Below are 26,953 nucleotides of genomic sequence, written 5' to 3'. Positions count from 1 at the left end.
CCGGCATCCCCGAAGATGCGGCCGCGCTCTGGCGACTTTACTCCCGGAGCGCGGAGGATATCGGTCCCCGCCTCCGGTTCGTCATGGAGAACAGGATATGGAATGGCTTTTCAAATTTCCGACCATGAATGACGATGCTCTGCGCGCGCTGAAAAAAGTCATCGACGAAGGCTTCCGGGCATTTACCCGAACCTATGGCAGCGCAATAGAGGGGCTGTTCACGCCCCTTCAGAGCTTCCTCATCTGGGCGGAAAGGCTTTTGATCGGCGCGCCCTGGCCGGTCGTTATTCTTATTGTCGGCTTGCTCGCCTGGTTCGCCAGCCGCAGCGCCACCATTGTTGCCCTCTGTTGCGGCATTCTCTTCGCCATCGGCTGGTTCGGCATGTGGGAAGACACGATGAAGACGATTTCGATGATCTTCGTCTGCGCCGTGCTGTCCATCGTCATCGGCCTGCCGATCGGCATCGCCATGGCGCGCTCCAACCGCCTGCAGAATGTGGTCAATCCCGTTCTCGACGTGATGCAGACGATGCCGAGTTTCGTCTATCTCATTCCCGTCGTCATGCTGCTCGGCATCGGCCGCGTGCCCGGTGTCATCGCCGTCGTCATCTACGCCATTCCGCCGATGATCCGTCTCACCAATCTCGGCATCCGCATGGTCGACCGTGATGTGCTGGAGGCGGCGGACGCTTTCGGTTCTTCGAAGCGCCAGAAGCTTTTCAAGGTGCAGCTGCCGCTGGCGCTGCCCACCATCATGGCCGGCATCAACCAGACCATCATGATGGCGCTCGCCATGGTCGTCATCGCCTCCATGATCGGCGTACAGGGCCTCGGCCAGCCGGTGCTGAAGGCCATCGCCAACCAGTATTTCACGCTCGGCGTATTCAACGGGCTTGCCATTGTCGGCATCGCCATCATCTTCGACCGCATCAGCCAGGCCTATGGCCTTCGCCTGCAAAAACACCGGGAAGTGGCGCATGGCTAGTCAATCGATCGAAATTCGCAGCCTCTACAAGATTTTCGGCTCCAAGGCGGCAGATTTTGTCGAACCCGTCAGGGCCGGCATGTCCAAGGCGGAACTCAACGCCAAACACGGCCATGTGCTTGGTCTGCGCGATATCAACATCACCATGCCGGGCGGGCAGATTACCGTCATCATGGGCCTTTCCGGCTCCGGCAAATCGACGCTGATCCGCCACGTCAACCGCCTGATCGACCCGACGGCCGGCGAAATCCTCTATGGCGGAGCCGATGTCTGTCGCCTGAACGAAACGGAGCTTCTGGAATTCCGCCGCCACAAGACGGCGATGGTGTTCCAGAAATTCGGCCTCCTGCCACATCGCAACGTGCTGCAGAATGTCGTCTACGGCCTTGAAGTGCAGGGCATCGACAAGCGCGAGCGGGAAGAACGCGCCGAAGTCTGGATCAGGCGCGTGGGGCTGGAGGGATTTTCCAGCCACTATCCGAACCAGCTTTCCGGCGGCATGCAGCAGCGCGTTGGCCTTGCCCGGGCGCTGACCAACAATGCCGAAATCCTGCTGATGGACGAGGCCTATTCGGCACTCGATCCGCTCATTCGCGTCGACATGCAGACGGTGCTGCTGGAATTGCAGAAGGAATTGAAAAAGACCGTGGTCTTCATCACCCACGATCTCGATGAGGCGCTGCGGCTGGGAGACAAGATCGCCATTCTGCGTGACGGCGAAATCATCCAGCAGGGCACGGCGGCCGAAATCGTCATGTCGCCGGCAGACAGCTATATCGAGGCCTTCGTTGAAGAGGTCAATCGCGGCCGGGTCATCCGCCTCGGCGCCATCGTCCAGCCGGAATTTTCCGGCCAGTCGCGGCTTCAGCTCGATGCGGATATGACGGTTGAGGAAGGTCTGCGCGCACTCGTGCGGGAAAATGTCGGCAGTGCCACGGTCGTTGGAGAAAACGGCAAGTCGCTCGGCGCCGTCACCACCGATGCCATCATGCGCTGCCTCGTCAGGACCGCACATGGCGAAGAAGGCGGCATGTCTGAGCGCCTTTCAGGCTGAGCCTTCAAACCATCCGGCCATCCCCTTCGCCGCCGCCTTGCCGGTGGCGAAACAGGCGGTCAGCAGATAACCGCCCGTCGGCGCTTCCCAATCCAGCATTTCCCCGGCAACGAACAGGCCGGGGAGCTTTTTCAGCATGTAGTTTTCATCAAGGCCGCTCCATGCGATACCACCGGCCGATGAAATCGCTTCGGCAATCGGCCTCGGCCGCGAGAGCGGTATTTCCGCATGTTTTATTCTCGCGGCGACGAAATCGTCCGGCATGGCCGCGATGTCGGGAAAGATTTCCCGCAGAAGCCCGACCTTCACAGCCGATAGGCCCGCCGCCTTGCGCATGCGATTTGCAAAACTCTCCTTCCGCCCGAGCTTCGCCAAGTCCCGGCTGAGGCGTTCCACCGTACGTCCGGGGGCAAGATCAATGGCAAGCGAGGCCTTGCCCGCCTGTTCCAGCCGGTCGCGCAGAGCGGCGGAATGGGCATAGACCACGCTGCCCTCGATGCCGTGCTTGGTTATCACGAACTCGCCCTGAAACGCTCCGGCCGGTGAAATGGTGATAGTGGATTTCACTGCCTCACCGGCAAAACGCTGGCGGAAGACATCACTCCATTCGACATCGAAACCACAATTGGCAGGACGGAAAGGGGAAATCTCCACACCCTTTGCCGCAAGCGGGGGAACCCATGCGGCATCCGAGCCCAGACGCGGCCAGCTTGCGCCGCCAAGGGCCAGAAGAACGGCATCGGCCTCAATGGCAAGATCGCCCTCCGGTGTCGCAAAAACCAGCCGCTCGCCGGAAAAGCCCGTCCAGCGGTGCCGCGTCCTGATGGTCACACCCTGCGCCTCCAGCCGGGCGAGCCATGCCCGCAGCAGCGGTGAGGCCTTCATGACTTTGGGGAACACCCGGCCCGATGTGCCGACGAAGGTTTCCTGCCCCAGCCCATGCGCCCAGTCGCGCAGCATGTCAGGTGTGAAATCATCGAGAGCGGCGCGCAGCGCCGGTTCGGCATCGCCAAACCGGTGGCGGAAACTGTCGTAGTCTTCGGCATGGGTGATGTTGAGGCCGGATTTTCCAGCCATCAGCAATTTGCGCGCCACGGTCGGCATGGCCTCGAACACTGTCACGGCATGGCCTGCGGCAGAGAGCATTTCGGCCGCCATCAGCCCCGCCGGCCCACCGCCGACAATCGCGACCTGCCTCGCCTTTGCCAAAACCCTCTCCATCACCATCTTCGCCATTGAGAGCCTTATACCGATTTCCGTATGTGAATATATGCGATATTGAACGGCCATGTTCACGCTCGACCGCCCCGTTACCTTTTCACAGGATATCAAGAAAAGCCGCTTCATCGCCTTTGCCGCGCCGATAACCGGCGAGGAGGATGCAAAAAGCTTCCTCGTGGCGCATTCGGACCTCGATGCCAACCACAATTGCTGGGCGTGGCGCACCGGTCAGACCTATCGTTTCAGCGATGACGGCGAACCCTCGGGAACAGCCGGAAAGCCGATCCTTCAGGCCATTGACGGTCAGGCACTGGATAATGTCGCCGTTCTCGTCATCCGCTGGTTCGGCGGCATACTGCTCGGCAGCGGCGGCCTGATGCGCGCCTATGGCGGCACGGCGGCAGCCTGCCTTCGGCTTGGTGAGACCTCGCCGGTCATCGCCTATGTCAGCGCCACGCTGAGCTGCCCCTTTTCCGATCTGGCGCTCGTAAAATCCCGCCTTTCCGCCACGCAGAACCTGCGGCTGGAGAGGGAGGATTTCACCGGCACCGGTGCGGATATGCTGCTCTCGGTTCCGGCCGGGGAAGCCGAACGTCTCACCCGGCTTTTAAGCGACCTGACCAGCGGGCGCGTCAATCTCCATATTCCCGACTAAGCACGCCTGTCCGAATACGAGATTCGTGCTAAGGAAGCGCCATGTCATCTGAGCTTTCCAACCCCATCTACAATCCGCCGCTCGAACCCTGGCTCACCATTGTCCACCGGGATGATGATCTGCTGGTGCTGGACAAGCCGAGCGGGCTTCTCTCCGTGCCGGGGCGCGATCCGGCGCTCTTCGACAGCCTGATGACGCGGGTGCAGAAACAGTTTCCGAAAGCGCTGATGATCAACCGGCTCGACAAGGACACTTCAGGCATCGTGCTGATGTCGTTGAACCGCAAGGCCCACGCCGCCATCGCCGCCCAGTTCGAGAACCGTGAGACGCGTAAATCCTATGTGGCCGTCGTCTGGGGTACGGTCGCGGATGAAGCGGGCGAGGTGGACCTGCCGCTGGCGATCGATCCCGATAACAAGCCTCGCCATCGCGTGGACCATGAAAATGGCAAGCCGGCGCAAAGCCTTTGGCGAGTGCTGGAACGATTGCCACTTCCGGCGACAAGGCTGGCGCTCACGCCCCTCACTGGCCGCACCCACCAATTGCGGGTGCATATGAAGGCGCTCGGCCATCCGATTCTCGGCGATGAATTTTATGCCGACGGCGAGGCGCTCGCCGCCGCCCCGCGGCTGATGTTGCATGCGCAGGAGGTCGGCTTCCGCCATCCCGATGGCCACGACGTCACCTATACCGTGCCCTGCCCGTTCTGAGGTCGCAGATGAAGGAAGAAAACGAAAGCTTCGTGGTGGATTTTGTCGGCGGTGCGGTCGGGCACCGTTTCCGCTCCGGCGAGGGGCGAGGACAGGCCCTGCCCAAAGCCGCCGGTTTTACCAAGGGCCGCACGCCAAAAATCGTCGATGCCACGGCGGGGCTGGGGCGAGATGCCTTCCTGCTTGCATCGCTCGGGGCGGAGGTTACCCTCATTGAACGCTCACCGGGCATGCACGCCCATCTTGCCGATGGCATTCGCCGCGCCCTTGAAGCGGGCGGCGCCTATGCCGAGGCAGCTGCGCGCATGACGCTCCTCAATGGCGATTCCCGTTATCTGCTGAAAGAGCTGTCACCCGAGGTGGTGATCGTCGATCCCATGCATCCGCCGCGCCACAACACGGCGCTGGTGAAAAAAGAGATGCGGGTGCTGAGAGAACTGGTGGGTTCCGATCCCGATCAGGTGGAACTGATGGAGGCGGCGCTTGAACATGCAACGAAGCGGGTGGTTCTGAAATGGCCGCTGCGCGCCGCTCCGATGCCGGGCATTCGCAAGCCCTCGCATCAGATAATGGGCAAGAATACCCGTTATGATGTCTTCATGATCTTCGGAAAATCTCTCGATCCCGAGGAATGATCAGCGGAAGCTCGGCTTGCGCTGCGCATTCATCAGAAGCTCATGCCGCGAAGCGAACTCGCCGAACAGCTTTCTGAGTCTCGTCTCCTCCGCCTTGTCCAGCCGGTAACGGCGGCAGAATTCCGCGACATTCAGGATCGGCTTGGTTCTGTTCCCGTTTATTGTCTTGTTGTCGATGATTTGCATGGCGTCCTCCGTCTGACAGAGGCCAAACGTGACGGCGGGCTTCCGGTTCCCTATAAATTCGCATGGATGAAAAAAGGGCGCGTGACAGCACACGGCCTCATCAAGTTTTCTTGAAACTCTCGCAGGAAACGAAATCCTCCCCAAATGGTTCTCTGCCTGACGTAAACGAAGGAAGGGAGACCCATGTTCCACAACAACCGATTTCTGAGTTCGACGATCTTATGTGCGCTGCTTACCGTGCCACTTGCCGGCGCTGCCCATGCACAGACCGCCCCGGCTGCCGAGACGAAACGGGCTAATGCGCCGGATCAGAAGCCGGCTTTCGAGGGCCAGACGCGCGCGCCGCAGGCTGACGTCCAGCCAAACGTTGAAAAAACCGTTGTCGCCGAGGGTCTGCCGCATCTCTGGTCGATGGAATTCCTGCCCGATGGCCGCATGATCGTCGCCGCCAAGGAAGGCGCCATGCATATCGTCGCTGATGGCAAGGCAGGCCCCGCGATAGAGGGTGTACCTGAGGTGGCATCCGCTGGACAGGGTGGTCTCCTCGACATCGCGCTGGCTCCCGATTTCGAGACATCGCGTAAAATCTTCTTTTCCTTCTCCGAACCACGGGATGGCGGCAACGGCACCTCCGTCGCCTCAGCCAAGCTGACCGAAGATGGCGGTGCGGCAAAACTGGAAGATGTCTCGGTGATTTTCCGCCAGATGCCCACCTATGACGGCGACAAGCATTTCGGCTCCCGCCTCGTCTTCGGCCCTGACAACGAGCTTTACGTCACCGTCGGCGAACGTTCGGATGCCACACCGCGCGTGCAGGCTCAGAATCTGTCGAGTGGTCTTGGCAAGGTCTTCCGCATTGATACCGAAGGCAAGGCTTTTGAGGGCAACCCCTTCGCCGGCCAGCAGAATGCGCTGCCGGAAATCTGGAGCTACGGCCACCGCAACCTGCAGGCCGCAGCACTTGATGGAGAGGGCAGGCTCTGGACTGTGGAGCACGGCCCGAGGGGCGGCGATGAGCTGAACATGCCAAAAGCGGGCCTCAATTACGGCTGGCCGGTCATCACTTACGGCATCGAATATAGCGGCCGGTCGGTTGGCGAAGGCGCCACCGCCAAGGAAGGCATGGAACAGCCGGTCTATTATTGGGACCCCGTCATCGGCCCCTCCGGCATGGCCTATTATGGCGGCGACCAGATTCCCGAATGGAAGGGCGCCTTCATTGTCGGTGGTCTGGTAAGCCAGGGTCTCGTCATCCTGCATATCGATGGCGACAAAGTCGCGACCGAAAGCCGGCTACCGCTCGAAGCGCGCATCCGCGACGTCAAGATCGGGCCGGATGGCGCAGTTTATGCCGTAACCGAACAGCGGGGCGGCAACTCGCAGATTCTCCGGATTGCCAAAGCCAGCTGAAAAACGATCGGCTGCAAAAACTGATGATCAAAGCAACAGGCCGCCGGAACGAAGGCGGCCTGTTTTTCGTTTGCCGCAGCGTAAAACCTGCCGGAAAAACCATGCCACAACCGCCTACCCGCCTTCTTGCCAAAATCGGACTTACCTATGTCAATGATCAGGAGCCGGGTATTTCCCGCGAAAAACGCGGGCGCGGTTTCTGCTACCGGCTGCCGGGCGGCGAACTTCTCTCCGACGGCATCGAACTGAAGCGCATCAAGTCGCTCGGCGTGCCACCCGCCTACCGGGACGTATGGATATGCATCGATCCATCAGGACATTTACAGGCAACCGGCTTCGATGCGCGTGGGCGAAAACAATATCGGTATCATCCAGACTGGCACGCGTTGCGCGGCGAAACGAAATTCTTCCAGCTCAAGAGTTTCGGCAAGGCGTTGCCCGCCATTCGTCGCCGGGCCATTGCCGATATCGAAAAGCAGGATCACGGGCCGGACATGACGCTAGCCGCACTCACGCTGCTGCTTGACGCCTCCTATCTGCGCGTCGGCAACCGTTCCTATCTCGAAACCAACGGCACCTATGGCGCGACGACGTTGCTCAAACGTCACATCTCTTTCGGCGAAACCATCGAATTGCGCTTCGCCGCCAAGGGCGGGCAAAAAGTGAAGCGGCAACTGCGCCACCCCCGGCTTCAGAAAATCCTCGAGGAAATCGCCGATCTGCCCGGCAAGGAACTCTTTGTCTGGCAGGACAGCGAAAACCGTGTGCATTCGGTCGATTCCAGCGATCTCAACGCTTACCTCTCCCGCACCGGCGGAGCCGGTATTTCCGCCAAGACCTTCCGCACCTGGGGCGGCACGCTTGCGGCCTTCTGCGATGCGATGGAGTATGTGGCGGCAGGGGAAAAACCAAGCATAAAGGGCATGTGTCAGGCAGCGGCGACTGAGCTTTCCAATACCCCCGCCATCTGCCGCAAAAGTTACGTGCACCCTGCCATCCTTGAGATTGCGACGGAGGAAAAGGCACAGAAAAAGCTTAGCCGCATTTTGAAAGTCGGGGCAAAGCCCGTCTCCGGCCTCAGGGCGGATGAAAGACGGCTGCTTGCCTTCCTGCCGTGAGGCTCAGCGGCTAGCCGCCCACTCCACCAGTTCCCGCTCGGCCCTTTCCAGCGCGCTATAATTCAAAAGCTTGCGTAGGAAAGCCACCGTGACGGCGCGGGTTCGAAGATTATACCGGCCTTCCGCATCGTCGTCACCCGGCGCCTGATGCACGTTCAGCTTTTCATAGAGGCTTTGCAGCCGGTTCTGCACGCTGCGCAGCGACAGGTTGCGGCGGCGCGCAATCGCCTTGTCGGTGAGGCCGAGCGCGACATCGACAAGGATTTCATATTCGGAATCGGTAAAACCATGCGCCTTGCCGAGGCTCTTTTCCTGCAGACCACGCACTTCCCGGTCGATCACGCATTGCGCCTCGATGAAGATGCTGCGCAGCGCCAGCCGCAACCGGTCATCGGAGGCCGATTTCAGCACGTAACCATAGGCGGCACCCTCCGGCACAATACGGGAAACGCCGCGCACATAGGCCTCGTCGGAATAGTTGGACCAGAACAGGATGCGGGTATCCGGCCTCTCCTTCCAGATGGTGCGCGCCGCCTCGATGCCATTGCGCTCGTTCATCTGCAAATCCATGACGATATGGGCGGCCCGGTTCTCCCGCGCCAGCTTTTCGCCGGTTCTGCCGTTGGAGGCTTCCAGTACCTTGTCGCATTCCGGCAGGGCGGCACGCACGGCCTCATTGAGATAGGCGCGGTGCAGCGCATCGTCTTCAACGATCAGCACATCCATGTCACACATCCTCCCGCCGGTCGAAAGCGCTTTCCGGCAGCGTCACGGTAATGCGGGTTCCGGCTCCCGCGCCGTTGCCGCCGATATCGAACCGCGCCGAAATCAGCCGCGCCCGCGTCTTCATGTTGCCGATGCCGAGACCGCCGGAGGCCCCGCCGCCACCGCCGCCGCTGCCGTCATCACTGACAGTCACCCGCAAACCGCCATCGACGGACGAAAGCGTCACGGCAATGGTTTCCGGCTGGGCATGGCGAATGGCATTGTTGACCGCCTCCTGCACGATGCGGAACAGCGAGATGGCCACCGTCTTGTCGAGTGTTTCGACCAGCCCGTCGGTCTCATCGGTTACCGACCATTCAATCACATTTCCGCTGTCACGAACGGAGCGGTCGACATAGGTCTCGATGGCCTGCACGACGCCGAACAATTGCAGGATGGAGGGTTTTGCCTCCTCGATGATCTCGCGCAGGTCCTGCATGCAGTGCTGCAGGCTGCGCACCACCGGCTCCAGCATCTCGCCCGAAACATCGGCGGCATGACTCATGCGTTCGATGCGCCGCGCCAGCCGCGTGAGATCCGCCAGCGTCTGGTCGTGCAAATCCATGCCGATGCGCTGCCGCTCGGCCTCCAGCGCCTCGGTCAATTGCAGGGCGCCCAGCCGCAGGCCCTCCTCGCGGGCATTGGCGCGCGCCTCCTCGATGGCCGAACGCTTGGCCTGCTCGGCGGCGCGGATGGCGTAGAAATAGGGCGCCAGCAAATCCGCAACCGCGCGGGCGTTGGCGACATCCTCCATCGAATAAGCATCCGACTGGTGTGACGAACAGCTGAGCGCGCCGATGATATCGCCATGCACCTTCATCGGCACATGCAGGCGGCTATGCAGGCCAAGTTCGATGATCGGGCTTGAAAACGAGCCTTCGAAATGAAAGCGCGGATCGGCGCAGGCATCGCCGCTCAAGAGATATTCGACCGCACCTGACAGCAGGGACCGGATCGGGCTACCGGTCAGAAGGGCGGGCGGCTGCCGGCTCCAGGCACTGACCAGACCGCTCTCATAGGCAATATGGTACTTGTCATCCAGCTGTTTGATGCAGACATCCATATGGTCATGCGGGATGATATGGCTGATCTCTGTCGCAACCGCCTGAATGATGGCATTGAATTCCAGCTGCCCGGCAAGCAGCCGCGAAATGCCCATATAGTGGTGAAAGAGCGCGCTTTTCGGCGTATCCAGCATGTGCGGACGCCCTCCCAAGCGTCTGCCTTCGACCATTGCGGCTGATATGACCCGTCAGAACGCCGCATCATCCATTCTGCGCCGGGCAAGGCCGTTTCGTCCTGCGGGTTCCCGCATGCTTTCTGCGGAAACCCGCAGGAAGATTGCCGTGATCCGCCTGTACAAGCCAAATCTTCTTGGTCATTCTCGCTTGTACTGGGGAACGGAGCTCCAGTGCAACGGGATTTCGTCTGCTGCGGAGGAGATTTGCGGCGGGTGAGGGTTCCGGCCCCGAAAGGGCAAGCCACCAGGGAGGAAAATCAATGGCTTTCAGGAAGATGCTTCTGGCGTCGGCCGCTGTCGCGTGCGCAGCCTTGCCGATCACCGCTCATGCCGATACGTCGGCCAAAAAAATTGCGCTTTCGAACAATTACGCAGGCAATTCCTGGCGTCAGGCGATGCTGACCAGCTGGGACAAGATCACCAAACAGGCTGTCGCCGACAAGCAGGTCGCGGCCGCTGACGCCTTCACGACCGCCGAAAACCAGGCGACCGAACAGGCGGCGCAAATCCAGAACCTCATTTTGCAGGGTTATGACGCCATCGTCATCAACGCCGCTTCGCCAACCGCCCTCAACGGCGCGGTAAAGGAAGCCTGTGATGCCGGCATTACCGTCGTTTCCTTCGACGGCATCGTCACCGAACCCTGCGCATGGCGTATCGCGGTGGATTTCAAGGCGATGGGCGAAAGCCAGATCGACTATCTGGCCAAGGCCATGCCGAAGGGTGGCAATCTGCTCGAAATTCGCGGTCTTGCCGGCGTTTCGGTGGATGACGAAATCCATGCCGGCATCGCCGCCGGTGTCGCCAAGAACCCGCAGTTCAAGATCGTCGGTTCGGTCAATGGCGACTGGGCACAGGATGTCGCGCAGCGCGCCGTTGCCGGTATCCTGCCAAGCCTTCCCGAAGTTGCCGCCGTGGTGACGCAGGGTGGTGACGGCTACGGTGCCGCACAGGCTTTCGCCGCCGCCAAGCGCCCGACGCCGACCATCGTGATGGGCAACCGCGAAGACGAGCTGCAATGGTGGAAACAGCAGAAGGATGCGGGCGGTTACGAGACCATGTCCGTCTCCATCGCCCCCGGCGTTTCGACGCTGGCTTTCTGGGTAGCGCAGCAAATCCTCGACGGCAAGGATGTGAAGAAGGATCTGACCGTTCCATTCCTGCGCATCGACCAGGCCAATCTTGAGGAAAACCTCAAGACCACCCAGAAGGGCGGCGTGGCGAATGTGGAATATTCGCAGGCGGACGCCCAGAAGGCCATCGCCGCCAAATAAGCGGACCGGTTCACAACAGATAGCTGCGGCGCTCCGAAACGGGCGTCGCAGCAACTACCGATATTATCCGATTTTCACATCACTGGCGTAATTGCTCATGAATGACATCATTGAGGCGGAAGAGGTCGTCGCCGCACGCGGCGTCAAGGTCGTGTTCGGCGCCGTGCGCGCGCTGGATGGAGCCGACCTCATCATCCGCGCCGGGGAATGCCTCGGGCTCGTCGGCCATAATGGCGCGGGAAAATCCACCATCGTCAACGTCATCAATGGCGGGCTGACGCCACATGAAGGTTCCGTTTCCTATCGCGGCGAGCAAGGCCGGCATGGCATCGCCGCCGCCCGCGCCAGCGGCGTTCGCTGCGTGTTTCAGGAACTGTCGCTCTGCCCGAACCTCACGATCAGCGAAAATGTCCGCATCATGCATGCCGCAATCGGCGGCCGGAACTGGCGCGGCCGGGCGCTTACGACGATCCGGCAGACATTGGACGAAATTTTCCCCGGCCATGGCATCGATTGCGAACTGACGATTTCCGAATTGTCCATCGCCGAACGGCAGATGGTGGAAATCGCCATCAATTTCTGCCGGACCCCGGAGGCGCCAAGGCTGGTGATCCTCGATGAGCCGACGTCTTCGCTCGACGCCGGTCTTGCCGAACAGTTGATGGATTATGTCCGCCGCTTTGTGCACGAGGGTGGCTCGGTTCTGCTGATCTCGCATATTCTCGGGGAAATTCTTTCGACGGCCACCCGTATCGTGGTGATGAAGGATGGCCGGGTGGTGGCCGACCGGAATGCGGCGGAGTTCACCACCCGCTCGCTGGTCGAAGCCATGGGCAGCGTCGTCAAGGAACAGGACAGGCGGCGGGGAGAAAGCCGCAAGGCAGGCGAAAAAGTGCTCTCCATGCCAGCGCGGCGTGGCGAAGGCCTCGCCTTCGAGGCCTTTCGCGGCGAGATCATCGGCCTTGCCGGCCTCGGCGGCCACGGCCAGACCGAAGCATTGCTCGATCTTTATCTCGCGCAGAACAACAGCTGGCTACCGTCGCGAAAGACCGATATCGCCTTCGTGGCGGGCGACCGCAGCCTGAACGGCACCTTCCCGCTCTGGAGCATCCTGAAGAACCTTTCCATCGCCTCGCTCAGGGATATTTCATCGGCAGGTATGGTGGACAGGGACAGGGAAAAGGCGGTCGGCGCGCAGTGGAAACAGCGCATCGAAATTCGCACGCCCGATATGGGCAACAAGATCCTCTCGCTCTCCGGCGGCAACCAGCAGAAGGTGCTTTTCGCCCGTGCGCTCGCCACCACCGCCAGCACGGTTTTGATGGACGACCCGATGCGCGGCGTCGATATCGGCACCAAACAGGAGGTCTATGACATCTTGAGAACCGAAGCTTCCCACGGCCGCACCTTCATCTGGTACTCCACCGAAATGGATGAAATCCGCCTTTGCGACCGGGTCTATGTCTTCCGCGACGGCACCATTCAGGCGGAACTCGTCGGCGATGACATTACCGAGCAGAACGTGCTGGCCGCCTCCTTTGCCGGAGAGGACCACGCATGAAACTCTCGGCAAACGCGCTCCGCCTCATCATTCCCGCCGCCTCGCTCGCCTTCCTGCTGGCCGCCGTCTTTTACATGCAGCCGCGCGCCATGAGCTATACCGGCATGAACCTGCTGTTCAATCTGGCGGTGCCGATCGCGCTTGCCACCATTGCGCAGATGCTGATCATGTCGGTCAACGATCTTGACCTGTCGATGGGCACCTTCGTCAGTTTCTGCGCCTGCGTCACCGCCACCTTCCTGCAGACGACGCCGCTGCTGGGGATCGCGATCTTTGCCGGCGCGATTGCGGTTTATGCCGCACTCGGGGCCATCATCCATATCCGTTCCCTGCCCTCCATCGTCGTCACGCTCGGCATGAGCTTCGTCTGGGGCGGTCTGGCCGTGCTCATTCTGCCCTCGCCGGGTGGCCAGGCCCCCGCCTTCATTCGGGCACTGATGACAGCCAAACCACCGCTGGTGCCGATCGCCATCGTCGCCAGCATCCTGATCGCGGTCGTCGCGCATTACATCGTCATGCGCTCCTCCTTCGGCGTTTTGATGCGCGGCGTCGGCGGCAATTTCCGCTCCGTCGAGCGTTCCGGCTGGTCGGTGGTCGGCATCCGTGCCGCCACCTTTGCGCTGGCCGGTTTCTTCGCGGTGCTGTCGGGCATCGCCCTTGTCGGACTGACGACCGCGGCCGATGCCAATATCGCCCTGCGCTACACGCTGCTGTCGATTGCCGGCGTGATCCTCGGCGGCGGTGAATTCGTCGGCGGAAGGGTGTCGCCCATCGGCGCCGTCATCGGCGCGCTGACGCTGACGCTTGCCGGCTCTTTCCTGTCCTTCATGCGCATTTCGCCGGACTGGCAGATCGGCGCGCAGGGCGCGATCCTCATCATCGTGCTTGCCTTACGCATCCTGCTCAACCGTCTTGAAAAGCGGGAGAAAAATCAATGAACGGGCTGTCATCCCTCACGAAAAAACCGTGGATCTGGTCGTTCGCCGCAACGGCTGCGGTGTGGATCATCACCGTGCTTTTCACCGGCGGAGCAAGCTCCTTCGGTCTGTCGCATGCGGCGCTGACCTTCGCGGCCTTTTCCGTCATCGTCGGCATCGGCCAGATGTTCGTCATCACGCTCGGGCCGGGCAATATCGACCTCTGCGTTCCCGCGACAATGACGCTATCAGGCACGCTGGCGCTGAAATTCATGGATGTGTCCGATGGTCTCATTCTGCCCGGACTGCTGATCGCCATCCTGATCGGTATCGCCATCGGCATCGGCAATTATGCGCTGATCAAGCTCTTGCGCATCCCGCCGATCATCGCGACGCTGTCGATGAGCTTCATCGTGCAATCCATTGCCATCTGGTCGAACCGCGGTCTGCGTATCAAGCCGCCTGAGACACTGGCGACATTCGCGATATCCAGCTCTTTCGGCATTCCGAACGTCGCACTTGTCGCGTTGCTGCTCTCGGTCGTCGCCTGGCTGCTGCTAGATCGCACTTTCTATGGGCGCTGGATTTCCGCGATCGGCCAGAGCACCTTTGCCGCCCACATGACCGGCATTCCGGTGGATGGCACCCGTTTCATCACCTATGTGCTCTGCGCGGTGCTGGCGGCGATTGCCGGTTATCTGCTCGCCAGTTTTTCCGGCGGTGCTGCGCTCAACATGGGCTCGGAATATCTGCTGATGTCCATCGCCGTCGTCGTCATCGGCGGCACGGCGGTGGCGGGCGGTGATTCCAACGTGCCCGGCATCTGGGGCGCCTCGCTCTTCATGTTCCTGGTGGTTTCGATGCTGAATACCTATGGTTTCGGCGCCGGCATCCGCCTCATCCTCACCGGCCTCATCATCATTTCCGTCATTCTTCTGGCAAGCGGCCCCAAGGCCACGCGCTGACCCCAAACAACAAGCCCACAAGCGGACCACGCTCATGACCACAGACAACACCTCCCCTTACGAAATCCACGATGACCGCTTCCGCCATCTGATCGTCGGCAATGCCGAGCTGGAAGAGCTCTATTCCGGCTGCCGCTGGGCCGAAGGCCCGGTGTGGTTCGCCGATCTGAACTGCCTGCTATTCAGCGACATTCCCAATCAGCGCATGCTGCGCTGGGTGCCGGATGGCGGGATCTCGGTATTCCGCCAGCCCTCCAACTTCACCAATGGCAATACGCGCGACCGGCAGGGGCGACTGGTTTCCTGCGAACATGGTGGCCGCCGCGTTACCCGCACCGAAGTCGACGGGTCGATCACGGTTCTCGCCGATAGCTATGGCGGCAAGCGACTCAATTCGCCCAATGACGTGGTGGTCAAGTCCGATGGCAGCATCTGGTTCACCGACCCGACCTACGGCATTCTTTCCGACTACGAGGGCTACAAGGCTGAGCCGGAGCAGAAGACGCGCAATGTCTACCGGCTCGATCCCGCAACCGGAAAGATCGACATCGCCATCGATGACTTCATGCAGCCGAACGGCCTTGCCTTCTCGCCGGATGAAACGAAACTCTATATCGCCGACAGCTCCTACAGCCACGATGTCTCCCGCCCGCGCCATATCCGCGTCTTCGATGTGGTGGACGGCGTAAAGCTCGCCAATGGTCGGGAGTTCTGCAGTCTCGACAATGGCCTGCCGGACGGATTCCGTCTGGATACGGCCGGCAATCTGTGGACCAGCGCCGGTGATGGCGTTCACTGCTTTGCGCCCGATGGCGCGCTTATCGGCAAGATCAAGGTGCCGCAGACGGTTGCAAACCTCACCTTTGGCGGCCCGAAAAAGAACCGGCTGTTCATCACCGCAACGAAATCACTCTATTCGGTGTATGTGGCCGCAACCGGAGCGCAGACACCCTGAGACGCTGAAAGCGTAGAATTCAGACCGGCAAGGAACTGGCAAGACGGCTTCGCCGCGTTATAAATGCGGTATGAGTGACGATTCCAGCCCCTTCCTGACTGATGACATGGAGTTCGATGGCGAAGCGCAGGCCGTTGAACCCACCAGCCGAATGCTGTCCTGGGCGCGCAATTCCGCCCTCTACCGGCTGGAACAGCGGATGATGACGGAAAGGCAGCTGCGCGATGCCATCATGCGCAAGGCACGGGAAAAATTCGAGGAGATCAGCCCGGCGCAGGTGAAGGCGCTCGGCGATTTTGCCGTGACCTTTGCCTACGGCATCAAGGCGCTTGATGATACCGCTTATGCGGAAATTGCCGTGCGAAGCGGCCAGCGCAGCGGCAAATCGAAACGTGGGCTGGCGCAGAAACTTCAGATCAAGGGCATCGCCCGGGAAACGGCAACAGCCGCGTTGCAGGAAACCAACGATCTGGTCGCCGCCATCATCTTCGCGCGCAAGCGCGCCTTCGGGCCGTTTCGCCGTGTCGAACTTGACGAGAAACGAAAGGGCAAGGAGTTTTCCGCCTTCGCCCGCAATGGCTTCGGCTTCGAGATCGGCGCGAAGGTCATGGCGATGACCTTCGAAGAGGCGGAAGAGATCATCGCGGAAGCACCGCTCTGACGATTATTGCGGCAGGGGATGCGTTTTCAGATAGGCGATCAGGTCCGTTATATCGGTTTCGCTCCACAGCCCGAAAAAGCGCATCGCATTGCCCGGGATCGCCTTCTTCGGGCTGGCGATGAACTTCTGCAGTTCGTCTTCCGTCCAGACCCGGCCAGCCGCGCCGGCATCCTTCAGCGCCTGCGAATAATGGCCGTAATCGGCCACCGAAGCCATCGGCCTGCCGACCACACCCATCAGATGCGGACCCATGCGGGTGCGCGGCGTATCGGCACTGTGGCAGGTGGAACAGCGGCTGAAAACCTTTTCCCCATGCGCCGCATCGCCTTCGGCAAAGGCGCTCGCCGCAAGAAGGGAAAACACAGTCGCTGCCGCAATATATCTGGATACGGAAATCATGGCCCGGATAATACAACGCCCTCCCCGTCTGACAACGAAGAGGGCGTGTTTTGACATGCGACAGAATGCCCGGTCAAAGCACCGGGCGCTTTGCCAATCAGTTCATGGCCGTCAGCGTAACCGAGGTGCCGGTGGCAGCAAGGTTGAGACCAACCTGACCCGTCACGCTGACCGTCTGCAGCTGGATCGAGCCGGAGGTGCCGCCAACGAGGATGTTGGTGCCAACGCCGAGACCGACGGTGACTTCAGCCGTTGCGCCCTGATAAAGGCCGCCGAGCGAACCACGGTGGTAACCGGCGGTCGGGGCGAAAACGGCCCAGACCAGACGGCCCTGCGTGGTGAAGCCGAGATCAACGCCCATCTTGCGGATGGCGCCGGTGTAATGGTCGGTGCGGCGTGCGCCCATCGTGGACTGGAAGGTGCAGTCCAGTTCCTTGGCGGAACCGAGAACATAACCGACACCACCGCCGATATCGCAGGTGAGATAACCGATCTTGACGCCGTTGCGGTCGTCCTGTTCCTGGGGAGCCGGTTCGTATCTCGCAAGGTCGGCAGCGAGTGCGGATGCAGCCCCGCCGAGGCCCATCGTCAATGCGGCAAAAGTTACGGCAACAGCCTTTTTCATCTTGTTTTCTCCTGTTTTATTCCTACCCGCAGCAGCCCTTCTTGCCCTCTCCGGATATTGAATTCCGCACTGTTAACGTTTGTTCCCTGAAATCGATCCAAAACAACTTAATTGGATGCAAGGAAAGCAAAGCGGTTAACAATGTCTAATGGCGGTAGGATGCCATTAAGACATTGTTAGGGCGGAAAATGCGTTGAAAATTCCTGTCAACAACAAGCGCTTTCAGGCGTTGTTTTGCTGCAACAAACTCAAAGCGGCAGCGCGACGGGCAAGCCGGTGGCGGCATGCGTCATGACATCCATGCGCACCCCATAAATCCGCTCCAGCGCCTCCGGCGTCATGATCTCCTGCGGGGTTCCTCTTTCAATCAGATTACCGGAATGCAGGGCGACGATCTCGTCACAAAAGCGTGCCGCCATGTTGACATCGTGCAGCACCACGATGACGCCAAGACCCTTTTCGCGCGAAAGTCTCTGCACCAGCGACAGCACTTCGATCTGATGTGCGAGATCAAGCGCCGATATCGGTTCGTCCAGCAGCAGGCTTTCGGCATTCTGGGCCACCAGCATGGCAAGCCATACGCGCTGGCGCTCGCCACCGGAAAGCGTGTCCACAAGCCGGTCGCGAAAGGCCACGGTGTCGGTCAGCTCGATGGCCTCATCCACCTTCTCCTGATCGGCCCTGGTGAACTGGCCGAGCGCGCCATGCCAGGGATAACGACCGAGCGCCACCAGCTCCTTGGCGAGCATGCCGGAGGCGGCCGGTGTATATTGCGGCAGATAGGCGAGTTTTCGCGCAAACTCCCGATTGCCCCAGTCACCCAGCGCCTTTCCCTCAAACGACACTTTACCCGCCGTGGGCTCCTGGATCCGCGCCAGAATCTTGAGCAGCGTCGATTTTCCCGAACCATTATGGCCGATCAGGCCGATTGTCTTGCCGGTCGCAAAACTTGCCGTCAGCGGCTGCAGCAATGTTCGGCCGGGTACCTCCATCGTCACGCCTTCCAGCGAAAAAAGCAGGGTATCGTCGTAGCCGGCGGCAAGTGCTGCCTCACCCATGGTTCTTATCTCCGTAAATGCCCAGACACATCATTGGCGCCTGCCTGAAAGCCAGATCAGATAAGGCGCACCGGCCAGTGCCGCAAAAAGCCCAAGCGGCAGCTCATAGGGAAAGGTGACCGTTCGCGCCCCGAGATCGGAAAGCGCCATCAACACCGCTCCGAAAAGGAATGAAGCGAACAGATGGTCGCGCGGCGTGGTGAAGCCGGCGCGAAGCGCGATATGCGGCGCCATCAACCCGACGAAACTCAAGGGACCGACAAGCAGCGAGGCCGCACCGGTGGCGATGCCGGCCACCGCGATGACGGCAATGCGTGCGAGACTGAGCGGCAGCCCGAGGGAAAGCGGCACATCCCGGCCGAGCGGCAGGATTGTCAGCCAACGTGTCACCGACAGCGCACCTGAAAGAAGAACGACGGAGAGCACGGCAAGAAAAATCGCCGAAGCGGGCGTCGCCGTCGAACCCGAACCGCTGAGCCAAGCGAGAATCTGCCAGGCGCGCTGGTCGCCAATGGCAAGCAGGGCCGAAAGCACCGCCGAGCAGAGCGAACTGACGGCAATGCCCACGAGCAGTATTTTCTCAGGCGCCAGATACCGGCGCACCGCAAAGAACAGCACGAGGGTCATGACCGCCGCCGAGCCGATGCCGGCACCCGCGAACAATTCAAAGAGGCCTGCCGCCGGAAAAATCGTGATGGCGGCGGCAAAACCGAGGCCGGCGCCGCCGCTGACGCCGATTACCTCCGGGCTTGCCATGGGATTGCCGGTCAGCCGCTGGAGAAGCGCCCCGGCCATGGCCAGCAGACCGCCGGCCGCCATGGCCGCTACCAGCCGTGGCCAGCGGAACGGCAGAAGGCTTTGCAGGTCACCGGCACCCAGCACCGTCCAGCCATCCGGGCCTTTGCCGATGGCCAGCGCTGCAAAGATCAGCACAGCCATGATCACAAGCACTGGCAGCAGCGCGGCAAGCCGGCGTCTTGCCGCAACATCGCCGCCTTCGCCGCGATGGACATCGGTCGGTCGGATTTTCGGCAATAGCCACAGAAGCAGCGGTCCGCCGATCAGCGCCGTTACCGCGCCCGTGGGGAAAACTTCGGCCGTCGTGCTCGCCAAAAGCTGAACGAGACCATCGCAGAACCAGAGCAGCAGCCCGCCCAGCAGTGGCGAAACCATGAGCACGGCGGATGACCGCCGCACGCCGAGTGCCCGGGTGAGCGCCGGTGCGGCAAGGCCGATGAAACTGACGAGGCCAACCGCAGCGGCCACGAAGGCGGCAAGCGCAACGGCAACGGCCGCGACCGCCAGCCTGATCGAAAACAGCGATATGCCGAGCGATCGCGCACCGGCATCGCCAAGACCGAGAACCGTCAATGGCCTTATCAGCAAACCGGTCAGCGCAAGGCCGGCGAGAAGCTGGAAGGCAAGAGAAAAGGCATTCGACCAGTCCTGCTGGCTGAGCGAGCCGCCGTTCCAGACGACAAGCGACATCAGATATTCGCCCTGCGCCAGCGTCAGCGCCGCCGAAACGGAGGCGGCAGTAATGCCAACCAGAAGCCCTGATACCACCATGGTCACCGGTTCGAAGGACCGCCGCCAGCCGAGAAGGAAGACAATGGCGGCGGCAGCGGCAGCGCCCGTGAGTGCCACCAATGCACGATTGCCATCCAGCACTGAGGGAAAGAACAGGGTGGCGATGACGATGGCCAGCTGCGCACCGGCGGAAATGCCGAGCGTCGAAGGGTCGGCAATCGGATTGCGCAGCAATTGCTGGAGAAGCGCACCGGACAGGCCGAGCATCGCACCCGCCAGAATGGCGACAGCTGCACGCGGCATCAGGCTGAAGGCGAAAATCACCTGATCCATCGACAGCTTGGCGGCATCGAATGGCAGGCCGGGCCATGCGCTGAAAGGTAGCCGCTGCAGGCCGGCATGCAGCGAAAGCCCGCAGGCCAGCACGAACAGAAGCCCGCAGAAAAGCTGGAGAGGCCGCGCCGTCACAGGGCTTCTCCCTGCGCCGTCAAAGCCTCGGTCAGAAGCCGCGCAAAACGCACACCGGCGGTGATACCGCCATAGGGGCTGACATTGCCGAGCGTCACCACGCGGTTTTCCCGCACGGCCGGAAGGGCCCGCCAGATGGCGCTGTTGCGCAGGCTCTCGCGGGCTTCCACCGGAATATCGGAGACGATCACGATACGCGCCTCCGACGACGCGGCGAGATTTTCCAGCGGCACCGGCGCTGCGAAAGTGAATTGCGAACGATCCACCCAGGCATTGGCGAGCCCCAGCCGACCAAGCACATCCCCGAACATGCTGTCCGCACCAAAAGCACGAAAATGCCGGGCGTCACCAATATTGATCACATAGGTCGGCCGCGCGGAAAAACCGGCGAGGCGGGTGCGCATGGCTTGCAGCGCCGCGTCCGTTTCGCTCAAAACCCTGCGCGCCTCATCAGCCCGGCCGAGCTTTTCGCCAAGAGCCGACACTGCCGCAAGCGCCTTTCCGAAAGGCGGCTCGCCCTTCACGTAAAAGGGCAGCGAGAAGACCGGCGCAATCGCTTCCAGCCTGCCGGTATAGCGCGTGTAGAAAGGCGAGATCAGGATTAGATCCGGCCGGGTCAATTGCAGTAGCTCGAAATTCGGTGCGCCGCGCAGACCAAGATCAACGACGTTCTCAGGGATTTCCGGCTCGACCGCACCGACCCTGAACTGAATGAGCTCGGTTGCAGCCACCGGCATGACGCCGAGCGCCACGGAGGTTTCGAGCATGGCCCAGTCGATTGCGGCGATGCGGGGCGTCACCGCCGCCCGCGCCTTGCCTGCAAGAGCCGAAGCGGCGAGCAGGCCTAAAAATTCCCGCCGCCCCCAAAGGGGGGACATCCATGGATCCTTGCGCGTCATGCCCCTGCTGCTTCACTTGATATGGCGTCACCAACGATAGGTCAGCTTGCCCATAACCGTTCTTCCGTCACCGTAATAGCATCCGAAAGTGGAGCAACTAGAAATATATTCTTTATCAGTCAAGTTTTGCACGAGGAGCGAAGCGCGATAGCCGTTCTTCTCGTAATGCACGCCGAGATCGAGCAAAGCGAGACCCTTCATTTCGAAGGTATTGGCGGCATCGCCATAACGCTTTCCGACATAACGGACGCCGCCGCCGATCCCGAAGCCTTCAAGCGCCGTATCCTCCGCGAATGTATAGTCGAGCCAGAGGCTCGCGGCATGCTGCGGTGCATTGTCCAGTTCCCTGCCGTTGTTGACGCGGCCCGCCACTTCGCTGTCCATGTAGGTATAGGCCGCACGCAGATCGAGCCCGTCGGCAAGGCTTGCAACGCCTTCAAGCTCGAGGCCTTTCACGTGCGCCTCGTCCATCTGCTGCGTCACGCCGCCCACCGTCGTCGTCACATTCTTCTGCTTCAGATCATAGATCGCCGCGGAGAAGAAACCGTCGAAACCTTCGGGCTGGTATTTGATGCCGGCTTCCCATTGCTCGCCGGTGGTCGGCTTCGGCGCATCGCCGACAGCCGGCTGCGGCACCGGTTCGAAGGACGTCGCATAGCTGACATAGGGTGCGATGCCGCCATCGAAGAGATAGCTGACGCCGACGCGACCGGTAAGCTTGTGGTCGTCCTTGTCGAGTGCACGATAGGTCGTGCCGTTGAAGGTCGTGCCGCCGGTGCTCGCCCAGTCCTGCCGAAGGCCAGCAGTGATGCGCCAGTTCTCAATCGCCATCTCGTCCTGCGCATAAAGGCCGATCTGCGAGATATCCGTCTTCACATCGGCATAAAGCGTGCGTGAGGTCAGGCTGACCGGTCCGCCATAGACGGGATTGACAGGGTTGAGTGGCGTCGCGGCCCAGAATTCGGTTTTGACGTTATTGTCGAAATAACGGTAATCCAGCCCGACAAGCAGGGTGTGATCCACCGGCCCGGTGGAAAAATCCGCCTGCAGGCTGTTGTCGATGTTGAACGTGTTCAGCAACTCGTCCTGAAACGTCGCATTGCGGCGGATGAGATTGCCGATCATGCCGCCGCTGCTCGAAGACATGCCGAGCGCCCGGTAGGACCAGTCGAAATTGGAATAGCGCGCATTTTGCCGGAAGGTGAAGGTCTCGTCGAAACGGTGCTCGAATTCATAACCGATATTGGTGAACTTGCGGTTCGACGTATCAAAGGACGGATCGCCGACATAAAAGCTGCGGTCCAGCATGTTGCCGGGCCGAGCGTAAGTCAGCGCCGGCGGCAGGCCGGAAGGTGAACTTGGATTATCGTGCTGATAGGACGCAAGAACCGTCAGCTTCGTATCCTCGTCCGGCTGCCATGTGAGAGCCGGCGCAATGAAGTAACGATCGTTCTGCAGATTGTCGGTCTGAGCATGGGCATTGCGGGCAAGACCGGTCAGACGATAGGCAAAGCTGTCGCTATCCGCCACCGGACCACCGATATCGAACATCGACTGATAATAATCGAAGCTGCCGATCCGCGCGCCCACTTCACCGAAACGCTCGAAGGTCGGTCGCTTGCTGACAAGATTGATGAGTCCCCCGGGATTGCTCTGACCATAAAGCACCGAGGCTGGCCCGCGAATGACCTCCACCCGCTCCAGACCATAGACTTCGTAGGAGGGCGCGCCGGCCGTGCGCATCAACCGCAGACCATTGAGGAACTGCAGCTGGTTTCCCGCAAACCCGCGAATACGCGGCGCATCAAAGCGCGGATCGGAACCTGATGGCTGCGCGACGACGCCAGGCACATAATTCAGTGCTTCGCTGAGATTGCGGACAGTCTGCGCCTCCATCTGGTCCCGGGTGATGACGGAGACGGATTGCGGTGTCTCGATCAGGGAGCGGCCCGTCTTGGTGGCGCTGGCGCTGCTTTTGGCCACATAACCTTTCACCGGTGCCTTGGGGTCCTGCTTTTTACCACCTTCCACGGTGATGGTCTGCAGCACCGTCGTTCCGGCTTCCTGCGCAAGGGCGGGAAGCGGGGACAAAAACGCCACATAGGCAATGGCGGCGCAACCGCCCGCCAGAATGGAAATGTGTTTGGTTTTTCCCTGCACGCCAAGACCCTTCATCACCCGCGCCGTCACAAGACGGATAGTTTTCTGGAGAAATTAAGTCATCTTATTACGCAAGGTGCAGATTGTGATCCAATAAGCGCAGCCGGTTTTTTTCAGAACTATTGATTATGAAAATAGGCGCCGATAATAGCTTGGAATTATTCAAATCTGGCAGGAGAGGCCACGACGATGGGCAGGAAACCGGCAAGCCGGGCGGACACATTCGAATTGCGTCACCTGCGCTATTTCACCACGCTGGTGGATGAGCGCAATTTCGAGCGCGCCGCCGCCCGCCTCGGCATTGCCCAGCCCGGTTTGAGCCAGCAGATCATGGCGCTTGAGGATATTGTCGGCATGCCGCTGCTCGACCGGACACGCCGGTCGGTAAAGCTCACCACTCCGGGCCAGCTTCTCTATGAGGATGCCCGGAAAATCCTTGCCAATGCCGAGGCGACCCTTGCCGCACTCAAACGTGTCGATCGTGGCGAAACCGGCCGCATCTCCATCGGTTATGTCGCCTCCGCCGCCTATTCCGGCCTGCTGATAAAGTCCATCGCCAGTTTTCGCGCCTCCCATCCCGATGTTGAATTGCAGTTGATCGAGATGGAAATGCGGCTGCAGCTGGCCAAGATTGCCGATGGCAACCTGGATTTCGCCTTCATCCGCCCACCAGCCCCTATCCCCGAAGGGGTTACGACCCATGTGGTTCTGCGAGAACCGCTGATGGCGGCCCTGCCGGAAAATCATCCCCTGGCCTACACATTGCAGGTCGATCTCAGGAACCTTGCCGGAGAAACCTTCATCACGCCACGACAGCCGCCGGATGTCGGCTTTCATTACAATACGATAGAAGCCTGCAACGAAGCCGGGTTCCAGCCGGCGATAAGCCCGGAAGGCCGCGACTACACCACCATCGCCAGCATGGTGGCGATCGGCCTCGGCGTCGCGCTGGTGCCACGCTCGCTCGATTGCCTGAGGTTGCCCGGCTTGCGCTACGTGCCGCTTGCTGCAAGCTCCACAACCTCGGATCTCGCCATCGCCCACCGGAAAACGGAAGCCTCTCCCGCCGTCAGGGCCTTCATTCTCCACACCCGCAGCTGAGGCGGAGGGCATTCATCTCCCACCCCACCCCGCTCTCGGACGTGGATGCAAAATCCGCCATATCCGACGGAATAGCGGTAATGGCGATGCGGCCGGTAAAGCCAACCGCATGAGATTGCAGAGGGAACGCCGGTGTTTCGGAAAACCGCGTGCGGAAATAAAGGCCAACCTCACATATATCGTTCCCGCTTTTCCCCGCAGCTCCCGCCCGTTGCATAATCACGGCAGATTTCGATTTACGGGAGACAGCAATGGCTGAGACTTACGAACACTACGCCGCCGGCCTGGAATCGCCGGCATCCCACGGTTTCGACATCGTTCCCGACGATACGACCCCGCTTCCTTCACCAACGCGCGCCCTTTATATCGGCCATGGCGGTCAACTCTGCCTCACCCTGCTTTCAGGAGCGACGGTCACCTTTCAGAACATTCCTGCAGGCTGCCTGCTGCCCGTCAGGGCTACGCGTGTATTTTCAACGCGCACTACTGTGACGGGTATAATCGGGCTCGGTTAGGTGATATATTCGTGTCACCTGACCATCGGCCTGAAAACACGACCGCCTTCATGTGACAGTTTCATGACAAAGCTTTCAGGTTGATGTCAGCTAAATAACGCATCCGCCATCAATCGGCCCTAGCGGCAGCGTGAACAGGAGCATTTTGTCCCGTTTCGCGCCGCCGCCGGCACATGTGAAATCTGGTGGACTTGGCAGTGGCTCTTTTTACCGCGAAAGCGACAGGCATCGAATCGTATCGTCCGGAAATAGGTAGCGTGCCGCTCAGCCTGCTGACGGGCGCCTATCTGCTGTTTTTCATGAACCAGACATTCTGGTCGAAGGTCCATACCTATCTTTCCGCTTATCCGGTTGCCATCGTTGCACTTTATGTCGCCATGGCGGCGCTTTTCGGCGCCCTCATCACGATTTTTTCCGCCAAATATCTCATCAAGCCGTTTCTGATCTTCCTGGTATTCGCCGCCGCCGCCGCATCCTGGTTCATGGACCGCTACGGCATCGTCGTCGACAGCGACATGATCCGCAACGCCATGGAAACGACGCAGGCGGAAGCCGGTAATCTGATTACCCCCGGCTTTCTCTGGCATATGGCGATTTACGGGCTGGTTCCATCCATCGTCATCATCGCCATCCGCATCCGGCATCGGCCGATTCTCGAGAAGCTGCTGTGGAACACCATCAGCATCCTGGTCTGTCTCACCATCGCGGGCATCATCAGCTTTGCGAATTCAAAGACATTCACCACCGCCGTCCGCCAGCACAAGGATATCGTCAAGAGCGTCAACCCGCTGTCGCCGATGATGTCCACCATTCACTATTTCACGCAGGCCGGTCAGGAAGCCGAGATACAGGTCAGCCCCCTCGGCAAGGATGCAAGGCTTCTTCCGGCGCTCGGCGGCGTGCGCAAGCCGCGCATCACCGTCATCGTGGCCGGCGAAACCGCGCGCGCCGCGAATTTTTCCCTGAACGGTTACGAGCGCGACACCAATCCGGAACTCGCCAAGCGCAACGTGATCTATTTCCCCAGCACCACCAGCTGCGGCACGGCGACGGCGATTTCCATTCCCTGCATGTTCTCGAAGTTCCCGCGCTCGGAATACAGCCACAGCAAGGCGCTCGCCAACGAGAACGTCATGGATGTCCTCGTCCACGCCGGCGTCGGCGCCACATGGCTGGACAACAACACCGGCAGCAAGAACGTCGCCGACCGCATTCCCTATTTCGACCTGCCCTCCACCAATGACAGCCGCTTCTGCACCGGTGGAGAATGCCGCGACGACATCTTCTTCGACAAGCTCGACTCCTGGCTCAACAACGTCAAGAAGGACAGCGTCATCGTATTGCACCAGATGGGCAGCCACGGGCCGACCTACTACCTGCGCTACACCGACGAGTTCCGCAAATTCACCCCGGATTGCCGCACCGCCGAGCTTGGCAATTGCAGCGATGCCGAGATCGTCAATTCCTACGACAATACGCTGCTTTACACCGACCATTTCCTCTCGACCGTGATCGACAAGCTGAAAGCGCACTCCGACACCCTGGCGACGGGCATGATCTACGCATCGGACCACGGCGAATCCCTTGGTGAAAACGGCGTCTACCTGCATGGAGCGCCCTATCTGCTCGCCCCGGATCAGCAGACCCATGTGCCGTTTCTTGTCTGGTTCGATGACGATTTCGCCAAATCCATGGGGCTGGACCGGGCATGCCTTGCAAAAACCGCAGCAGAGGGCGGGCGCTCCCACGACAACTATTTCCACAGCATTCTTGGCATGATGAACGTCTCCACTTCCGTCTACGATCCCTCGCTCGATGTGTTCGGTGGGTGCACCCAGCGCCAAAACAGCTGAACAGACAGTGCTTGACGCTTATCCCGTGAAAGC

General features: G+C 60.6%; 26 protein-coding genes. 16 read left to right on the top strand and 10 right to left on the bottom strand.

All coding sequences use genetic code 11. The annotated features are described in order from the left end of the window. Window positions 1-97 precede the first annotated feature (97 nt). Together N434_RS15175 and N434_RS15170 are read left to right on the top strand one after the other, a co-directional pair. Window positions 98-985, top strand: coding sequence for an ABC transporter permease (locus N434_RS15175; RefSeq protein WP_110759034.1), 888 nt, complete (start codon window positions 98-100; stop codon window positions 983-985). Further along, entirely contained in the window at window positions 978-2,039 is a 1,062-nt protein-coding gene (locus tag N434_RS15170) for a quaternary amine ABC transporter ATP-binding protein (protein WP_110759185.1), read from the top strand. Before N434_RS15175 ends, N434_RS15170 begins: the two co-directional genes overlap by 8 nt. On the opposite strand, the gene N434_RS15165 is transcribed toward N434_RS15170, so the two are convergent. Further along, on the bottom strand, window positions 2,031-3,275 hold the full coding sequence (locus N434_RS15165) for a TIGR03862 family flavoprotein (RefSeq protein WP_181423991.1): 1,245 nt from the start codon (window positions 3,273-3,275) through the stop codon (window positions 2,031-2,033). The two genes, N434_RS15170 and N434_RS15165, sit on opposite strands and share 9 nt — an antisense overlap. Window positions 3,276-3,327: 52 nt before the next feature. Between N434_RS15165 and N434_RS15160 the strand changes: the two genes are divergently transcribed. The 3 genes from N434_RS15160 to N434_RS15150 are packed head-to-tail and all read left to right on the top strand — an operon-like array spanning window position 3,328 to window position 5,260. Further along, window positions 3,328-3,915 carry an IMPACT family protein gene (locus N434_RS15160; RefSeq protein ID WP_110759184.1) on the top strand — a complete coding sequence of 196 codons (588 nt, stop codon included), beginning with the start codon at window positions 3,328-3,330 and terminating at the stop codon, window positions 3,913-3,915. 41 nt (window positions 3,916-3,956) lie between these two features. After that, on the top strand, window positions 3,957-4,625 hold the full coding sequence (locus tag N434_RS15155; RefSeq protein ID WP_110759033.1) for a pseudouridine synthase: 669 nt from the start codon (window positions 3,957-3,959) through the stop codon (window positions 4,623-4,625). Between the two features lie 8 nt (window positions 4,626-4,633). Continuing rightward, window positions 4,634-5,260 carry a class I SAM-dependent methyltransferase gene (locus tag N434_RS15150; RefSeq protein WP_110759031.1) on the top strand — a complete coding sequence of 209 codons (627 nt, stop codon included), beginning with the start codon at window positions 4,634-4,636 and terminating at the stop codon, window positions 5,258-5,260. Here N434_RS15150 and N434_RS15145 read toward each other — a convergent pair whose 3' ends face one another. Continuing rightward, window positions 5,261-5,446, bottom strand: coding sequence for a hypothetical protein (locus N434_RS15145; RefSeq protein WP_065116289.1), 186 nt, complete (start codon window positions 5,444-5,446; stop codon window positions 5,261-5,263). Between the two features lie 183 nt (window positions 5,447-5,629). Between N434_RS15145 and N434_RS15140 the strand changes: the two genes are divergently transcribed. Together N434_RS15140 and N434_RS15135 are read left to right on the top strand one after the other, a co-directional pair. Next, window positions 5,630-6,856 carry a PQQ-dependent sugar dehydrogenase gene (locus N434_RS15140; RefSeq protein ID WP_110759028.1) on the top strand — a complete coding sequence of 409 codons (1,227 nt, stop codon included), beginning with the start codon at window positions 5,630-5,632 and terminating at the stop codon, window positions 6,854-6,856. Window positions 6,857-6,957: 101 nt separating this feature from the next. Then, window positions 6,958-7,974: a DNA topoisomerase IB gene (locus N434_RS15135; protein ID WP_110759180.1), complete on the top strand. Its 1,017-nt coding sequence runs from the start codon at window positions 6,958-6,960 to the stop codon at window positions 7,972-7,974. 3 nt (window positions 7,975-7,977) lie between these two features. On the opposite strand, the gene N434_RS15130 is transcribed toward N434_RS15135, so the two are convergent. Then, entirely contained in the window at window positions 7,978-8,700 is a 723-nt protein-coding gene (locus N434_RS15130; protein WP_110759026.1) for a response regulator transcription factor, read from the bottom strand. 1 nt (window position 8,701) lies between these two features. After that, a complete protein-coding gene (locus tag N434_RS15125) occupies window positions 8,702-9,937 on the bottom strand; it encodes a GAF domain-containing sensor histidine kinase (RefSeq protein ID WP_110759025.1) in 1,236 nt (411 codons plus the stop codon). A 302-nt stretch (window positions 9,938-10,239) separates the two neighbouring features. Here N434_RS15125 and N434_RS15115 point away from each other — a divergent pair, with 302 nt between their 5' ends. The 6 genes from N434_RS15115 to recX all read left to right on the top strand — a co-directional run bounded on the left by N434_RS15115 (window position 10,240) and on the right by recX (window position 16,312). Further along, window positions 10,240-11,253 carry an ABC transporter substrate-binding protein gene (locus N434_RS15115; protein WP_110759023.1) on the top strand — a complete coding sequence of 338 codons (1,014 nt, stop codon included), beginning with the start codon at window positions 10,240-10,242 and terminating at the stop codon, window positions 11,251-11,253. A gap of 97 nt (window positions 11,254-11,350) precedes the next feature. After that, window positions 11,351-12,814: an ATP-binding cassette domain-containing protein gene (locus N434_RS15110; RefSeq protein WP_110759022.1), complete on the top strand. Its 1,464-nt coding sequence runs from the start codon at window positions 11,351-11,353 to the stop codon at window positions 12,812-12,814. After that, window positions 12,811-13,752, top strand: a complete 942-nt coding sequence (locus N434_RS15105; protein ID WP_110759020.1) for an ABC transporter permease — start codon at window positions 12,811-12,813, stop codon at window positions 13,750-13,752. The genes N434_RS15110 and N434_RS15105 overlap by 4 nt, the downstream gene beginning before the upstream one ends. Beyond that, window positions 13,749-14,696 carry an ABC transporter permease gene (locus N434_RS15100; protein ID WP_110759018.1) on the top strand — a complete coding sequence of 316 codons (948 nt, stop codon included), beginning with the start codon at window positions 13,749-13,751 and terminating at the stop codon, window positions 14,694-14,696. The genes N434_RS15105 and N434_RS15100 overlap by 4 nt, the downstream gene beginning before the upstream one ends. 34 nt (window positions 14,697-14,730) lie before the next feature. After that, complete coding sequence (locus N434_RS15095; RefSeq protein ID WP_110759017.1) at window positions 14,731-15,651, top strand: SMP-30/gluconolactonase/LRE family protein; 921 nt, start codon at window positions 14,731-14,733, stop codon at window positions 15,649-15,651. 70 nt (window positions 15,652-15,721) lie between these two features. Continuing rightward, entirely contained in the window at window positions 15,722-16,312 is a 591-nt protein-coding gene (recX, locus tag N434_RS15090; protein ID WP_110759016.1) for a recombination regulator RecX, read from the top strand. A 3-nt stretch (window positions 16,313-16,315) separates the two neighbouring features. Here the strand turns inward: recX and N434_RS15085 are convergent, their stop codons facing one another. From N434_RS15085 to N434_RS15060, 6 genes are all read right to left on the bottom strand, one after another. Then, entirely contained in the window at window positions 16,316-16,711 is a 396-nt protein-coding gene (locus N434_RS15085) for a c-type cytochrome (protein ID WP_161991799.1), read from the bottom strand. A gap of 97 nt (window positions 16,712-16,808) precedes the next feature. Further along, window positions 16,809-17,336 carry a DUF992 domain-containing protein gene (locus N434_RS15080; RefSeq protein WP_065116278.1) on the bottom strand — a complete coding sequence of 176 codons (528 nt, stop codon included), beginning with the start codon at window positions 17,334-17,336 and terminating at the stop codon, window positions 16,809-16,811. A 248-nt stretch (window positions 17,337-17,584) separates the two neighbouring features. Further along, a complete protein-coding gene (locus N434_RS15075; protein WP_110759012.1) occupies window positions 17,585-18,394 on the bottom strand; it encodes an ATP-binding cassette domain-containing protein in 810 nt (269 codons plus the stop codon). A 30-nt stretch (window positions 18,395-18,424) separates the two neighbouring features. After that, a complete protein-coding gene (fhuB, locus tag N434_RS15070) occupies window positions 18,425-20,392 on the bottom strand; it encodes a Fe(3+)-hydroxamate ABC transporter permease FhuB (protein WP_110759010.1) in 1,968 nt (655 codons plus the stop codon). Continuing rightward, on the bottom strand, window positions 20,389-21,291 hold the full coding sequence (locus N434_RS15065; RefSeq protein ID WP_181423990.1) for an iron-siderophore ABC transporter substrate-binding protein: 903 nt from the start codon (window positions 21,289-21,291) through the stop codon (window positions 20,389-20,391). The genes fhuB and N434_RS15065 overlap by 4 nt, the downstream gene beginning before the upstream one ends. A gap of 27 nt (window positions 21,292-21,318) precedes the next feature. Further along, a complete protein-coding gene (locus N434_RS15060) occupies window positions 21,319-23,481 on the bottom strand; it encodes a TonB-dependent siderophore receptor (protein WP_181423989.1) in 2,163 nt (720 codons plus the stop codon). Between the two features lie 159 nt (window positions 23,482-23,640). Between N434_RS15060 and N434_RS15055 the strand changes: the two genes are divergently transcribed. The 3 genes from N434_RS15055 (at window position 23,641) to N434_RS15045 (ending at window position 26,920) form a co-directional block, all read left to right on the top strand. Further along, window positions 23,641-24,552 carry a LysR family transcriptional regulator gene (locus tag N434_RS15055; RefSeq protein ID WP_065116273.1) on the top strand — a complete coding sequence of 304 codons (912 nt, stop codon included), beginning with the start codon at window positions 23,641-23,643 and terminating at the stop codon, window positions 24,550-24,552. 251 nt (window positions 24,553-24,803) lie between these two features. Further along, complete coding sequence (locus tag N434_RS15050) at window positions 24,804-25,067, top strand: spike base protein, RCAP_Rcc01079 family (protein ID WP_065116272.1); 264 nt, start codon at window positions 24,804-24,806, stop codon at window positions 25,065-25,067. A 185-nt stretch (window positions 25,068-25,252) separates the two neighbouring features. Then, the gene (locus N434_RS15045) at window positions 25,253-26,920 is read left to right on the top strand and encodes a phosphoethanolamine transferase (protein ID WP_110759008.1); all 1,668 of its coding nucleotides are present in this window, start codon (window positions 25,253-25,255) and stop codon (window positions 26,918-26,920) included. Window positions 26,921-26,953 lie beyond the last annotated feature (33 nt).

It is taken from the genome of Rhizobium sp. UGM030330-04 (assembly GCF_003208455.1).
GTDB classification, from domain to species: domain Bacteria; phylum Pseudomonadota; class Alphaproteobacteria; order Rhizobiales; family Rhizobiaceae; genus Agrobacterium; species Agrobacterium rhizogenes_A.
Note: the sequence above shows the minus strand (reverse complement) of the source record. Positions and strands in the feature narration are given on the sequence as shown.

Coding starts and splice junctions, on each gene's coding strand:
- N434_RS15175 (WP_110759034.1), top strand. CDS start 98: ATGGAATGGCTTTTCAAATTTCCGACCATGAATGACGATGCTCTGCGC.
- N434_RS15170 (WP_110759185.1), top strand. CDS start 978: ATGGCTAGTCAATCGATCGAAATTCGCAGCCTCTACAAGATTTTCGGC.
- N434_RS15165 (WP_181423991.1), bottom strand. CDS start 3,275: ATGGCGAAGATGGTGATGGAGAGGGTTTTGGCAAAGGCGAGGCAGGTC.
- N434_RS15160 (WP_110759184.1), top strand. CDS start 3,328: ATGTTCACGCTCGACCGCCCCGTTACCTTTTCACAGGATATCAAGAAA.
- N434_RS15155 (WP_110759033.1), top strand. CDS start 3,957: ATGTCATCTGAGCTTTCCAACCCCATCTACAATCCGCCGCTCGAACCC.
- N434_RS15150 (WP_110759031.1), top strand. CDS start 4,634: ATGAAGGAAGAAAACGAAAGCTTCGTGGTGGATTTTGTCGGCGGTGCG.
- N434_RS15145 (WP_065116289.1), bottom strand. CDS start 5,446: ATGCAAATCATCGACAACAAGACAATAAACGGGAACAGAACCAAGCCG.
- N434_RS15140 (WP_110759028.1), top strand. CDS start 5,630: ATGTTCCACAACAACCGATTTCTGAGTTCGACGATCTTATGTGCGCTG.
- N434_RS15135 (WP_110759180.1), top strand. CDS start 6,958: ATGCCACAACCGCCTACCCGCCTTCTTGCCAAAATCGGACTTACCTAT.
- N434_RS15130 (WP_110759026.1), bottom strand. CDS start 8,700: ATGGATGTGCTGATCGTTGAAGACGATGCGCTGCACCGCGCCTATCTC.
- N434_RS15125 (WP_110759025.1), bottom strand. CDS start 9,937: ATGCTGGATACGCCGAAAAGCGCGCTCTTTCACCACTATATGGGCATT.
- N434_RS15115 (WP_110759023.1), top strand. CDS start 10,240: ATGGCTTTCAGGAAGATGCTTCTGGCGTCGGCCGCTGTCGCGTGCGCA.
- N434_RS15110 (WP_110759022.1), top strand. CDS start 11,351: ATGAATGACATCATTGAGGCGGAAGAGGTCGTCGCCGCACGCGGCGTC.
- N434_RS15105 (WP_110759020.1), top strand. CDS start 12,811: ATGAAACTCTCGGCAAACGCGCTCCGCCTCATCATTCCCGCCGCCTCG.
- N434_RS15100 (WP_110759018.1), top strand. CDS start 13,749: ATGAACGGGCTGTCATCCCTCACGAAAAAACCGTGGATCTGGTCGTTC.
- N434_RS15095 (WP_110759017.1), top strand. CDS start 14,731: ATGACCACAGACAACACCTCCCCTTACGAAATCCACGATGACCGCTTC.
- recX (WP_110759016.1), top strand. CDS start 15,722: ATGAGTGACGATTCCAGCCCCTTCCTGACTGATGACATGGAGTTCGAT.
- N434_RS15085 (WP_161991799.1), bottom strand. CDS start 16,711: ATGATTTCCGTATCCAGATATATTGCGGCAGCGACTGTGTTTTCCCTT.
- N434_RS15080 (WP_065116278.1), bottom strand. CDS start 17,336: ATGAAAAAGGCTGTTGCCGTAACTTTTGCCGCATTGACGATGGGCCTC.
- N434_RS15075 (WP_110759012.1), bottom strand. CDS start 18,394: ATGGGTGAGGCAGCACTTGCCGCCGGCTACGACGATACCCTGCTTTTT.
- N434_RS15065 (WP_181423990.1), bottom strand. CDS start 21,291: ATGACGCGCAAGGATCCATGGATGTCCCCCCTTTGGGGGCGGCGGGAA.
- N434_RS15055 (WP_065116273.1), top strand. CDS start 23,641: ATGGGCAGGAAACCGGCAAGCCGGGCGGACACATTCGAATTGCGTCAC.
- N434_RS15050 (WP_065116272.1), top strand. CDS start 24,804: ATGGCTGAGACTTACGAACACTACGCCGCCGGCCTGGAATCGCCGGCA.